Genomic DNA, 13,745 nt, shown 5'->3' with positions numbered 1-13,745 from the left:
CCGCGAGGTCAAGCGGTTCACGGTTTCCGGGCGGCAGGCGCCCGATTGTCGAGACGTCAGGTCGATGTACCCCCCCGACATCGATCCTAGCGCCCCACCGCGATGAGTGTCTCTCCGCTCGGAAAGCCTCGCCGCCCGGAAGCCAGCATTAGAAGCTCCGTGGGCATGCCATGTGCGTGCGCTGACGATCACACAGATGGACTGGCGCTATGACCACCGACACCACCGACACCAATGGAAAACGGCCTTTCAATCTTTCGCGCTGGGCGATCGGGCACCCGAGCATTGCGCGGTTCCTGTTCGGCCTGATCATCGTTGCCGGTGCGCTCGGCCTGATGCGCATGGGCCAGAAGGAAGATCCAGATTTCACCTTCCGCGTCATGGTCGTCCAGGCGGTCTGGCCCGGTGCCTCGATCCAGGAGATGGAGGACCAGGTCGTCAACAAGATAGAGCGCAAGCTGCAGGAAACGCCGCATCTCGATTTCGTCCGTTCCTACACGCGCGCCGGCAGCGCCATCATCACCTTGCAGGTGGAAGGCGACACCAATCCGACCCAGGTCGCGGATGCCTTTTACCAGGTACGCAAGAAGGTCGGCGATATCGCCAATGAGCTGCCCCAGGGGCTGCTTGGGCCTTACTTCAACGACGAATTCGGCGACACTTTCATCACCCTGCATTCGATCAGCGGCGATGGCTACAGCTATCCCGAGCTGAAGAAATTGGCCATCCAGGCGCGTGACATGCTGCTGACCACGCCCGGCGTCGAGAAGGCGGTGATCATCGGCGACCAGCCGGAAAAGCTCTATATCGACGTTTCGTCCAAGGTGCTTGCCGAGCGCGGCCTGACACTCACCGATCTGCAGAACGCGATCAAGGGCCAGAACAATGTCGATCCGGCAGGCTCGGTCGATACCGGCCAGCGCTCGGTGCGCATCTCGGTCGAGGGCAGCGTGACCGAGGCGGCCGACATCCGCGAGCTTCGCCTGCGCGCCGGCAATCAGGTGACGCGCCTCGGCGACATCGCAACCGTGAGCCAAGGTCTCGAGGATCCCTATCAGCGCAAATACCGCTTCAACGGCCAGGACAGCGTCCAGGTCGGCGTCGTCATGGCGAAGGGCTTCAACGTCACCGATGTCGGCAAGGAGGTCGAGGCGACCTATCGCCGCTTCGAAGAGGCCTTGCCTTACGGCGTTTCGGTCGATCAGATCGCCGACCAGCCGGAAGTCGTGCGGGACGCGGTGGGCGAGTTCATGACGGCGCTCGGCGAGGCGCTGCTGATCGTGCTTGTCGTTTCGTTCCTGACGATCGGCTGGCGTTCGGGCCTGGTGATCGCGATCACCATTCCGCTCGTTCTGGCCGCGACCTTCGCCATCATGTACGAGATCGGCATCGATCTGCAGCGCATTTCGCTTGGCGCGCTGATCATCGCGCTCGGCCTGCTTGTCGACGATGCGATGATCGTCGTCGAAATGATGGAACGCAAGCTCGAGGAAGGAATGGTCAAGATCGAGGCGGCGAGCTTCGCTTACACCTCGACGGCCTTTCCGATGCTGACCGGCACGCTGATCACCACCGCCGGCTTCATCCCGGTCGGCTTCGCGGCTTCGACGGCCGGCGAATATGTGCGCACGCTGTTCTACGTCGTCGGCATCGCGCTGGTCGTCTCCTGGTTCGTGGCGGTCTATTTCACGCCGTGGCTTGGTCATATGATCCTCAAGCAGCGAAAACACGCCGGCAGCCATCACGATGTCTTCGACACGCGCTTTTATCGCCGGCTTCGCGCCACCGTCAGCTGGTCCGTGCGCCACCGCATCATCGTGCTGGTCATGACGCTGGTGACCTTCGTCACCAGCCTGTGGGCGTTCCAGTTCATCCCGCAGAATTTCTTCCCGCAGTCGTCGCGCCCGGAAATCCTTGTCGACCTCTGGCTGCCGGAAGGCACCAGCATCAAGGAAGTCGAGACGCAGGCCAAGGCGCTCGAAACCAGGATGATGGACGACAAGGACAAGCGCTTCATCGCCACCTATATCGGCGAGGGCGCGCCGCGCTTCTTCCTGCCGCTCGACCAGCAGCTTCGCAATCCGAACTTTGCCCAGCTTCTGGTGATGGCCAATGACGAACCGGCCCGCGAGCGGCTGATCGCCAAGCTGCGCACCATTCTGGCCGAGGATTTTCCGTCCGTCCGTGCCAAGGTCGACCGCCTGTTCCTTGGGCCGCCCACCGGCTGGCCGGTGCAGATGCGCGTCATGGGCCCGGATCGCCAGGAGGTGCGCCGCATCGCCGACGAGGTGAAGGCGAAGTTCCAGGCAAATCCGCTGCTCGGCGCCGTCCACGACGACTGGCTGGAGCCGGTGCCGGAGATGAAGCTGGTGATCGACCAGGATCGCGCCCGTGCGCTCGGCGTCACCTCGCAGCGCATCCGCCAGATGCTGCAGGCGACCATGTCGGGAGCGCCGCTCGATGATTTCCGCGACGGCGAGGAGACGGTTTCGATCGTCGCCCGCGAGCCGGAGGCAAGTCGCCACCTGCTGTCGGCGGTCGACTCGATCTCTGTCCCGACGGATTTCGGTGGCTTCGTGCCGCTGTCGCAGGTCGCCAAGGTCGTCCCGGTGCTGGAGCAAGGCGTCGAATGGCGGCGCGACCGCCTGCCGACCATCAGCGTGCGCGCCACGCTGCCGGACGGCGTGCAGTCGAACGATGTCGTCATGAAGATGTACAGCGAGATGCAGGGCCTGCGCGACGGTCTGGCGCCCGGCTACAACATCGAGATCCAGGGCGGCGCCGAGGATTCGGCCGAAAGCCAGGCCTCGATTGCAGCGAAAGCTCCAATCATGCTGGCCGTCATCGTCGTGCTGCTGATGATCCAGCTGCAGCACTTCGGCAAGGCGATGCTGGTGCTGGCGACCGGTCCGCTCGGCATCATCGGTGCTGCGGCGGCACTTTTGATCAGTGGCGCGCCGTTCGGCTTCGTCGCCATTCTCGGCGTCATCGCGCTGCTTGGCATCATCATGCGCAACTCGATCATCTTGGTCGACCAGATCGACCAGGACATCGCAGCCGGCATGGAACGCTCGGAGGCCATCATCGGCTCGGCAGTCCGCCGTTTCCGGCCGATCATGCTGACGGCGCTGACGGCGGTCCTGGCACTGATCCCGATCTCGCGCGGCGTCTTCTGGGGTCCGCTCGCCTATGCCATGATGGGCGGCATCCTCGTTGCCACGGTGCTGACCATCCTCGTCCTTCCGGCAGGCTATGCCTTGTTCTTCGGCCGGGAGCGCAAGAAGGTCGAGGACGCGGCGCCGGCCGCCGAGCCGGCCGCCGAGCCGAAACTGGCGGAAAACGATGACCAGCCGCAACTGCCCCTGGCGGCCGAATAGGGTCGAGGCAATCGCGCAGGTTGGCGCCGCCCCTCATCTGGCTGCCGCCATCTTCTCCCCGTATAGTGACGGGGAGAAGGACGCCTTCGCAAAGGATTTCGCCAATATCCAGCGCTGCAAAAAAAGCGCCGAGCGTGCGGCCAGCCCCTTCTCCCCGTCACTATACGGGGAGAAGTGCCCGGCAGGCTGATGAGGAGCGGCGCCGACATCGATAATTAATCTCAAGTGAGGCTACTGCGCGCCGGAGGAGGACGTCATGACCATAGCTCAGGCACCGGTGGCGCTGCGCCGGCCGATCGACGGACGCCACCGCAAAATGTTCGTCGATGGGGCCTGGGTCGACGCCCGCTCGGGCAGGACCATGGAGACCCGCAATCCGGCCACCGGCGCGGTCATTGCCACGGTGCCGCGCGGCGACCGCCAGGATGTCGAGCTGGCGGTGGCCGCAGCGCGCAGGGCCTTCGACGGGCCGTGGAGCCGGTGCAAGCCCTATGAGCGGCAGGTGCTGCTGCTCAGGATCGCCGATCTCTTCGAAAAGCACTGGGAGGAGATCAGCCGCTCGGACACGACCGACATGGGCATGCCGATCGTGCGCACCCTGGCCAACCGCAACCGCGTCATCGGCATGCTGCGCTATTACGCCGGCATGGCGACGTCCCTGCACGGCGAGACGATCGAGAACTCGCTGCCGGGCGAAATCGTCTCCTTCACGCGCAAGGAGCCGGTCGGCGTCGTCGGCGCCATCATCCCGTGGAACGCCCCGACGGCGGCTTCGATCTGGAAGATCGGACCGGCGCTGGCGACCGGCTGCACGGTGGTGCTGAAACCGTCGGAAGAGGCGCCGCTGACGCCGCTTCTGATCGCAGACCTCATGAACGAGGCCGGCGTTCCCCCAGGCGTCGTCAACATCGTGACCGGCACCGGCGCCGAGGCAGGCGCCGCACTTGCCGAGCATATGGGCGTCGACAAGATCGTCTTCACCGGCTCGACGGCAACCGGCCAGTCGATCGTCCGCGCCTCGGCCGGCAACCTCAAGCGCGTCTCGCTGGAGCTTGGCGGCAAGTCGCCGGTCATCGTCTGCGCCGACGCCGATCTCGACAAGGCGGTGCCGGTGGCGGCGATGTCGGTGTTCGCCAATTCCGGCCAGATCTGCATCGCCGGCTCGCGCCTGTTCGTCGAACGCTCCGTCCATGATGAATTCGTCGAGCGGCTGGCGGCCTATGCCAAGGGTCTTAGGATCGGCGACGGCATCGATCCGGCGACCGAGATCGGCCCGCTCGTCTCCGAAAAGCAGCTGCAACGGGTCGCCTCGTATCTCCAGGCCGGCACGGCGGAGGGCGCGACCCTCGTCACCGGCGGTGAACGCCTCATGGAAGGTGCGCTGGCCGCCGGCAATTTCGTCGCGCCGACCGTCTTTGCCGGCGTTTCGGACGACATGAGGATCGCGCGCGAGGAGATCTTCGGGCCGGTGATTTCGGCGCTGCCGTTCGATACGCTCGATGAGGCGGTCGAGCGCGCCAACAACACGCCCTACGGTCTTGCTGCCGGGGTCTTCACCCGCAACATCGCCATCGCCCACCAGCTATCGCGAAAAATCCGTGCCGGCTCAGTCTGGGTGAACACCTATCACGCCATCGATCCGGCCGTGCCCTTCGGCGGCTACAAGATGAGCGGCTACGGCCGCGAGGGCGGTGCCGAGCACCTCGACGAGTATCTCAACACCAAGGGCGTGTTCATCAAGATCGATTGAGCGATCCGCCGAATAGGCCCTGAAACGAAAAACCCGCCTCGGCGGCGGGTAATCATCGGCACGAACATGCGGGGATCAAGCGCGCATCGCGCGCTTGATCCCTTCAGGCGGGGTCAGATGACGAACAGCCAGTTGGCGAGCAGCATCACCACGACGCCGGCGATCAGCGTCAGGTAGGGCAGGATTCCCGCCTTTCTGACCGCGAGATCCGACGACGTCATGCCAAGGTCAGCCAGCATATGGTCGGGGAACTTTCCCTTGTCCTGGATGTAATGCCTGAAGCAGAACACCGGGATGATGAGGGCAGCCGTGATCAGTCCTGCCCACAGCGCCATCGGGTTCCAGACCTTTGCCCCGGCGCCCATGAAGATCATGTTGACATAGGCAAAGATGGCGCCGAGGCCGAGCAGCCAGCTCGGCGCGCGCCATGGCCGCGCGATATGGCCATTGTCGATGCGGTGGATCCAGCCGGCGTTGAGGTTGAGGAAGTTGAAGATGATGTAGCCGCAATTCGACACGGCGAGGATGAAGAAGAAACTCGTCGCGTCGGCCGAGGCGATGGCCAGCACGGCCAGGTTGAAGATCAGGTCGGTCCACATCGCCCGCGTCGGGGCGCCGTGCTCGTTGACATGGCTGAGATAGCGGGGCAGCCAGCCATCGACGGAGCCTTGGTAAAGCGTGCGCGAGGACCCCGCCATCGCCGTCATGATGCACAGCACCAGTGCCAGGATCATCAGCATCACCAGCAGGCTATGGATGAGCTGTCCGCCGCCGACCATGCCGGCCAAGGCATCGGCAACACCGGAGCCGTCGACGATCGGGGTGGCCAGCATGCCGTTCAAGCCGAGCACGCCCTGGAAGGTGAACGGCACCAGGATGAACAGCAGCATGCACAGCAGGCCGGAATAGAAGATCGCCTTGAAGGTGTCCGTGCCGGGATTCTTGAACTCGGACGTGTAACAGACGGTTGTCTCGAAACCGTAGGTCGACCAGGCGGCGATGAACATGCCGCCGAGAACGAGCGTCCAGCCGGCGATGTTCCACGCCCCGGGCTCCGGCGCGTAGGCGGCCGCCAGCGGCACCAGTGGCGAAAAATTCGCCCAGTCGATCTGGCCGGTGACGATCGGCACGACGCCGACGATCAGCATCGGGATGATCACGAACAGGCCGATATATTTCTGCACGTTGGCCGTGCCCAGGATGCCGCGATGCTGGATCGAGAAGATGATCAGCATCAGCACCGCGCCGATGAAGAAGGTGGCGTTGAAGGTGAAAGAGACCGGCCCCAACGTGTGACTGTAGAGCGTCCAGTTGCGGATCGCCGGCGTCGCGGCCGCGCTCACCGCCGTGATGGCGTCGGCGGCACTCGCCCCAGTATTAGCCGCGATATAGGCAAGGACTTCCGGCGAGGTGTCGGTAAACAGCGGCACCGGCGCCAGCGCGTTGAGGATATAGGCGGCGGCGATAGAGCAGCCGAGCGACAGCACCGGCGACCAGGCGAACCAGTTGCACCACACTGAAAGCGGCGCGATGAACTTGGAATAACGCAGCCAGGCGGTGGCGCCATAGATCGAGGCGCCGCCGGACTTGTTCGGGAACAGGCCAGCGATTTCCGCATAGGTGAAGGATTGCAGGAAGCCCATGATCATGGACACGGTCCAGATCAGGAAGGCCAGCTTCCCGGTCGTGCCGGCAATGCCGCCGATCGAAAACAGCACAAGGGCGGGAACGCCGCTTGCCACCCAGAAGGCACCGCGCCAATCGATGTTCCGGTGCAGCTTCCCTTCGGCAGCCGGCACCAGGGCAGAGACTATCGTGCTCATTTGCGTGAATTCCCCATTTTGATGTTCCCCATCGGCGACAGTCGACATTTCGCGATGCGTCACCGACGCACGCGTTGAACGACCTCAGGCGTTTTCCGCTCAGTAGTATTTTTTTCTTGGGAGTGAAGATCGACGCGTCACGCTTTCACGTCAAGCGTTTTTGTGAAGCTGTGCACATCGCAGATGTGGGACACGCTCTTGCCTTCTCCCCTTGTGGGAGAAGGTGACCTCGCGAAGCGAGGTCGGATGAGGGGTGATCCAGCTTGGCACCGACAGCATTCGGTCCAACATCACTCTTCCGTCTCGGCGCTGCGCGCCGATCCACCCTCTTCCACAGGGGGAGAAGGCAAGGGATGCTGCCGTCAGGAACGCGGTCTGGTCTTTTGCGGGTCGTAGTGCGCGAAGGCGACGACGCGCGCCGGCAGCCGCTTGCTGTGGCCGTCGAGCTTGCCGATCTCGACTTCGGTACCAATGGCGGAATGGGTAACGTCAAGCCTGGCCAGCGCGATGTTCTTGTTGAGCACGGGCGAGCGCATGCTCGAAGTGACCTCGCCGATCTGGGCGCGGCCGACATGGACGCAATCGCCATGGCCGACCGCGACATTGGCGTCGATGTCGAGGCCGACCAGTTTCTTCTGCGGGTTTTCCTTGCGCCGGATCAGCGCCTCGCGGCCGATGAAATCGTCGGTCTTGCTCTTCAGCGGCACGGTGAAGCCGATGCCGGCCTCGAACGGGTCGGTCTGGTCGGAAAATTCATAGCCGGCAAAGATCAGCCCGGCCTCGATGCGCACCATGTCGAGCGCCAGCAGTCCCATCGGCTTCAAGCCGTGCGGCTGGCCGGCCTCCCAGATGGCGTCGAACACCTTCTCGGCGTCGCGGGGATGGCACCAGATCTCGTAGCCGAGTTCGCCGGTGTAGCCGGTACGCGAGACGACGATTGGAATGCCGTTGCCGCCGCCGATGCGGGCGACGGCGAAACGGAACCATTCGAGCTCCTCGATCGACGGCTGCAGCGGCGAAGTCCAGATGATCTCCTTCAGGATGTCGCGGCTCTTCGGTCCCTGCACGGCGACATTGTGCATCTGGTCGGTCGACGAGCGCACCAGCACGTTGAGGCCGAGGCTCGTCGCCGTGTCGCGCAGCCATTCGCCGGACAGATCGTCGCCGCCGACCCAGCGGAGATTGTCCTTGCCGAGCCTGAGCAGCGTGCCGTCGTCGATCATGCCGCCATGCTCGTAGCACATGGCGGAATAGACGACCTGGCCGACGCCGAGTTTTTTGATGTCGCGGGTCAGCGTGTATTGCAGCAGCGCTTCGGAATCCGGGCCGGTGACCTCGAATTTGCGCAGCGGCGACAGGTCCATGATCACGGCATCCCGCCGGCAGGCCCAGTATTCGTCGATAGGGCCCTCTTTTGCGAAGGAATTGGCCAGCCAATAACCCCTGTACTCGACGAAGTTGCGGGTGTGCTTGGCAAAGCTCGAATGAAATGATGTCTCGCGGGTCATTTTCGGTTCCGAATCGGGCGTCATGCGTCTCGCGATCGCTCGCGAGAATTTATGCTTACCGGAATAGGTCCGCACATGGATGTCGGTCAGGTTCCAGCCATTGGCCGGCGTCGTGTCGTCGGGACAGGCGGACGACACGCAAACGATGTCGGTAAGCGCCCGCAGCAGCACATAGTCGCCCGGCCGCGACCATGGCTCGTCCGACACCATGACGCCGTGCGCGTCGATCGCCGTGTTGAAGAAGAAATTGATCGCCATCCAGCCCGCGCGAGGAGTTACACCCTTGTCGGAAAGCGCACGGTTGAAATTCTCCGAGCAGTTGGGATGACCGGGATAGCCGATGTCGTCGTAATATTTGGCGGCGCAAGCGAGCGCGAACGCATCGTGCCGGCCGCAGGTGTCCTGCACCACCTCGACCAGCGGCTCCATGTCCTGGTCGTAATATTTCGAATGCAGGCCTGGCATCGGATAGCTCGAACCCATCAGCGTGCGGGTCGTCGTCACGTCGAGCGGATGGTCGCGTCCCTTGTCGAGCTTGCGCGCCGAAAAGCACTGGAAGTCGGTGCATTGCCGCCCGTCGACATCGATGATCTGCAGATAGTCACCCGCCCTGACGAAGTAGGCTTCCGCGGTCGCCGAATGGACGCGCAAATCGAGCACCGGGTCGGCCAGCGGGTCGCCAAGCCTGGACTTCGCCGCCGGACGGATCGTGGCGCGGCGCACGATGACGCCGAGCGGCGTTGCAGTGTCGTGGCCGTCGACCGGCATCGGCCCGCCCGGGGCGGCGATCAGCATCGAGGCGTCGCGCGCGACGGAAAAACCCTGTTCGGTGCCGGCAGGGGTGGCGCCGCCGAAGATGCGAGCCGCCTTTGGCTGATCGAGCTGCACCTGGCGTCGCTCGAGCCCCCGGCGCAAGGACGCGAGGCTGTCGTCGCCATTGGCCAGCAACGCCTTGGTGCCGGCGGCATTGCTGTTCGATTTCTCGCCGAAAATGCCGGCATCAGTCACGCCGCTCTTGTCCCATGCCAAGAGCTCGCAGGCTTGGCCGCCTTCGACGTTGCGTACGATGATGGTATCGCCGGCCTCGACATCGATGAGCACCGCGCCATTGCCTTGAACGGAATAGCGCTCCATGCCGGCGGGCAGCGCGATCTCGCCGGGCCGCAGGATTAGGCTCGGTCGAGGCGGTCCGGCAGCGACGGCGGGGTAGGGCGACTGGCTCATCTCGACCCGGGTCTCAAGAAACAAGTTTGCCTGTCCGTAAAATTATTTTATCAGCAAGAATAGCAGTGCGTGTCGGTTTGGCAAGGCGAAGGTGGTGGGGCTCCCCCTTCTCCCCTTGTGGGAGAAGGTGGCCGAGCGAAGCTCGGTCGGATGAGGGGTGCTCCAGCTTGGCATCGGCCGCACTCCGTCCAACACCCCTCAACCGTCTTGGCGCTGCGCGCCAATCCACCTTCTCCCACAAGGGGAGAAGGGAAGAGGCAACCGCTACCCCAACTCCTCGGAATACCCGATGTCGACGCCATACTCGGCGGCTGCGTCGAGCATCGTGTGCCACAGGCTTTCGGCGAAACTTGCAAACACCAGAAGATTGAACACCGGCTGCCCGTCCGGCCGATCATTGCCACGCCAGAGATTGACGCCGGTGTGGTCGATCGATGTGGTGGCAGCGGCGTCGATCGGAAACGCCGTCGGGTGCAGATCGATCGATGACAATTTCGCCAGCATGGCGCGCGCCTTGGCTCCCGAGACGCTGATCAGGGCGCGCGCATGCGATTGGTCCGACAGCGAGGCGGATTGCGAGAACGCCTGTCTCAAAATGTCCATCACGTGCTTGCCGCCTTTGGACAGGACGAGGAACTGGTCCGGTCCCGACCAGATGAGCGCAGCGTCCGCAGCTTGCACCGCCTTGGGCGCGTCCGGAGCCGCCATGCCGAAGCGGGCTTTGGCGGCGTTTGCCAGTTCCGCCCCTTTGCCGCGCCGCGCCATCACCTGGATCAGGTCGAAATTGCGAACTTCACTGAGGGAAATGCCCGACGCGACGTCGCGCGCGCCATGGGCGCCCACGACAAGTGCGTGCTCCAGCGGACTGCGAGAAAGCCACGAAAACTCAGCCACGCTGGCGCCCTCCATCCGGATCGTAGAAGACGGGATTGCACAGCTCGACATCATAGTCTTCACCGCGCAGCGGGTCATGCGCATGGACGATCTCGCCGATGCGCTCGCGGCCGCGCTCGACAAGCGCCAGCCCGATCCACTGGTCAAGCGTCGGCGAGAAACAGACCGAGGTGACATAGCCCTGGTCGTTGGCGGAACCCGGTACCTCGGCTTTCGGAATGATATGCGCGCCGGAGCGCAGGCGGCGCGCTCTGTCCGTCGGCTTGATGCCGACCACGACCTGCCGGTCCGGTGCGACCAGCGCCTCGCGTCCGGCCATGACGCGGCCGATAAAATCCTTTTTGGTCGACATCATCTTGCCCAAGCCGAGATCGGCCGCGGTCGTCGTGCCGTTCAGCTCGGGCCCGGCGACATGGCCCTTTTCGATGCGCATGACGCCAAGCGCCTCGGTGCCATAGGGTGTGGCGCCGAATTGTTTGCCGGCTATCATCAGGTTGCGCACCAGCGCGTCGCCGTAGCAGGTCGGAACGGAGATCTCGAACGCCATCTCGCCGGAGAACGAAATGCGGAACAGCCGCGCCCCGATGCCGCCGCGAAGGGATACCTCCCGCGCGCCCATGAATGGAAAGCCCTCGTTCGAAAGGTCCTCTGAATCATCAACGATCTGTTTCAGCAACTCCCGTGCGCTCGGCCCGGCGATCGAGAATTGCGCCCACTGGTCGGAGACTGACGTAAGTTGCACGTCGAATTGAGGAAACAGCACCTGCCGGCAGAATTCGAGATGCTGCATCACCGGCCCGGCCTTGGCGGTCGTGGTGGTCAGGAAATAGTGGTCCTCGGCCAACCGCGACGTGGTGCCGTCGTCGTAGACCATGCCGTCCTCGCGCAGCATCAGCCCGTAGCGGGCTTTTCCCACAGCAAGGTTGGAGAAAGTGTTGATGTAGACGCGGTCGAGGAAGGCGCCGGCATCCGGTCCGTGCACGTCGATTTTGCCGAGCGTCGAGACGTCGCAAAAACCGACACCGCCGCGCACCGCCTTGACCTCGCGGGTGACCGTTTCCAGCCAGTCCTTCTCGCCGGCGCGCGGATACCATTGCGCGCGCTTCCACAAGCCGGTGTCGACGAACACCGCGCCCTGTTCGGCTGCCCAGTGATGCGACGGCGTCAGCCTTGTCGCATGGAAGTTTTCGTCGCGATGATGGCCGGCAAACGCGCCGATGGCGACCGGCACATAGGGCGGACGGTAGATCGTCGTGCCGGTCTCGGGAAGGGATTTTCCTGACAGCGCCGCCATGATCGCGAGGCCGGCGACATTCGAGGTCTTGCCCTGGTCGGTCGCCATGCCGAGCGTCGTATAGCGCTTGAGGTGCTCGACCGACTCAAAGCCTTCGCGCTGCGCCAGTTCGATGTCCGCAGCGGTGACGTCATGCTGGTAGTCGACAAAGGCTTTGCCTTTGCCGGCAACATGCCAGAGCGGGGTCAGCGAAAAAGCTTCGTCTTCGGCGACTGGCGGAGCGCCGGCATTGCCGCTGTGTCCGGCACTCTGCGCTGCCGCCGCACCGGCGGCGAATCCCTGGCGCAGGCAGGCGCCGAGCCCAAAAGCGCCGTTGGCGGCACCGGCGGCCACCATGCCGGGAGGCGCGCCGTCCGGCACGAAGGCGGATATGTCGTCCTGCCATTTCGGCCGGCCGCGATGGTAGGAAGTCAGCCCGACCGCCGGGTTCCAGCCGCCGGAAACGGCAAGCCCGTCGGCTTCGACCTCGGCGCGTGCGCCGCCGGCGAGCGCCACCGAGATTTTCCTGACACCGTCCTTGCCGCCGTCCACCCCGCTGACGAAACCGTTCAAAACGGCAAAGCCGGCCTTGGCGGCAAGCGCGCGATGCGCGGCCGATACGTCCGGACGCGCATCGACAACGGCAGCGATCTGCAATCCGGCGTCGAGTGCCGCCTCGACCGTGCGCCAGCCATCCTCATTGTTGGTGAACAGCGCAATCCTCTTCGCCGGGGTTGCCGCATAGCGCGCGATATAGGTCCGCATCGCCGAAGCCATCATCACGCCGGGCGTGTCGTTGCCGGCAAAAACGATCGGCCGTTCGATGGCGCCGGCGGCAACAATCGAGCGCTTTGCCACGATCCGCCACAGCCGCTGGCGCACCTGATGCTCTGGCGGGGAGGGCAGGTGGTCGTTGACCCGCTCGATCGCGCCATAGGTGCCGCCATCATAGACGCCGAACAGCGTCGTGCGGGTCATGATGCGGACGTCCGGCAGCGAGGCGAGCTCGGCCAGCGTGCGCGAAATCCATTCGGCTGCGGGCACCCCGTCGATCGTGCCGCCGTCGGCAAGCAGGCGGCCGCCAAGCGCAAAATCTTCCTCGCACAGGATGACGCGGGCACCAGATCGGCCGGCGGCAAGTGCTGCCGCCAGCCCGGCTGGGCCGGAACCGGCGATCAGCACGTCGCAATGCGCCCACGTCTTGTCGTAATGATCAGGATCGGCAACGCCCGCGGCGCGGCCGAGACCCGCGGCGCGGCGGATCGCCGGCTCGTAGACCGCTTCCCAGAATTTTGCCGGCCACATGAAGGTCTTGTAGTAGAAGCCGGCGACGAAGATCGGTGAGAACAGCTGGTTGACCGCCATCAGATCGTGGCGCAGCGACGGCCAGCGGTTCTGGCTGGCGGCTTCCAGACCGTCATAAAGCTCGGCGGTGGTCGCCTTGGTGTTGGGCTCGCGCCGGGCTCCGGTGCGCAGCTCGACCAGTGCGTTGGGTTCTTCCGAGCCCGCGGTCAGGATGCCGCGCGGCCGGTGGTATTTGAACGAGCGGCCGACCAGCTTGACGCCATTGGCGATCAGCGCCGAGGCAAGCGTGTCGCCCTGGAAGCCGGCAAAGGTTTTGCTGTCGAAGCGAAAGTTCAGCGGCGCCGAGCGGTCGATGAGACCGCCCGATGTGAGACGATGGGGCTGGCTGGTGATCACGGTTGCCGGCCTTCATGCAGGAGCGTCGCGCTGCCCCTAACCCTCCCCCTTGTGGGGAGGGTCGCTGCGAAGCAGCGGGGTGGGGGTGCGGCGCCGGGGCCCCCCCCCCCCCCCGCGGGCCCCCCCCCCCCACCGCGGGGGGGGGGCGGCGGGGGGGCGGCGGGCGGGCGGGGCGGGCGGAGAATAATAATTTTT

The 13,745-nt window shown here is 64.5% G+C and carries 6 protein-coding genes; 2 read left to right on the top strand and 4 right to left on the bottom strand.

The annotated features are described in order from the left end of the window. The first annotated feature begins 209 nt into the window (after positions 1-209). Together AC0L2M_RS11145 and AC0L2M_RS11140 are read left to right on the top strand one after the other, a co-directional pair. Positions 210-3,377, top strand: a complete 3,168-nt coding sequence (locus AC0L2M_RS11145; RefSeq protein ID WP_473534863.1) for an efflux RND transporter permease subunit — start codon at positions 210-212, stop codon at positions 3,375-3,377. A gap of 256 nt (positions 3,378-3,633) precedes the next feature. After that, positions 3,634-5,127 carry an aldehyde dehydrogenase family protein gene (locus AC0L2M_RS11140; RefSeq protein WP_473534862.1) on the top strand — a complete coding sequence of 498 codons (1,494 nt, stop codon included), beginning with the start codon at positions 3,634-3,636 and terminating at the stop codon, positions 5,125-5,127. A gap of 113 nt (positions 5,128-5,240) precedes the next feature. Here the strand turns inward: AC0L2M_RS11140 and AC0L2M_RS11135 are convergent, their stop codons facing one another. From AC0L2M_RS11135 to AC0L2M_RS11120, 4 genes are all read right to left on the bottom strand, one after another. Beyond that, positions 5,241-6,950, bottom strand: a complete 1,710-nt coding sequence (locus AC0L2M_RS11135; RefSeq protein ID WP_473534861.1) for an APC family permease — start codon at positions 6,948-6,950, stop codon at positions 5,241-5,243. 362 nt (positions 6,951-7,312) lie between these two features. Continuing rightward, positions 7,313-9,682 carry a DUF1989 domain-containing protein gene (locus AC0L2M_RS11130; RefSeq protein ID WP_473535006.1) on the bottom strand — a complete coding sequence of 790 codons (2,370 nt, stop codon included), beginning with the start codon at positions 9,680-9,682 and terminating at the stop codon, positions 7,313-7,315. A 264-nt stretch (positions 9,683-9,946) separates the two neighbouring features. Then, positions 9,947-10,576: a sarcosine oxidase subunit gamma gene (locus tag AC0L2M_RS11125; protein ID WP_128167458.1), complete on the bottom strand. Its 630-nt coding sequence runs from the start codon at positions 10,574-10,576 to the stop codon at positions 9,947-9,949. Further along, positions 10,569-13,547 carry a sarcosine oxidase subunit alpha gene (locus AC0L2M_RS11120; protein ID WP_473535005.1) on the bottom strand — a complete coding sequence of 993 codons (2,979 nt, stop codon included), beginning with the start codon at positions 13,545-13,547 and terminating at the stop codon, positions 10,569-10,571. The genes AC0L2M_RS11125 and AC0L2M_RS11120 overlap by 8 nt, the downstream gene beginning before the upstream one ends. Positions 13,548-13,745 lie beyond the last annotated feature (198 nt).

The sequence above is a fragment of the Mesorhizobium sp. WSM4806 genome (assembly GCF_055811635.1).
This window is presented reverse-complemented; position numbering and strand designations above follow the sequence as displayed.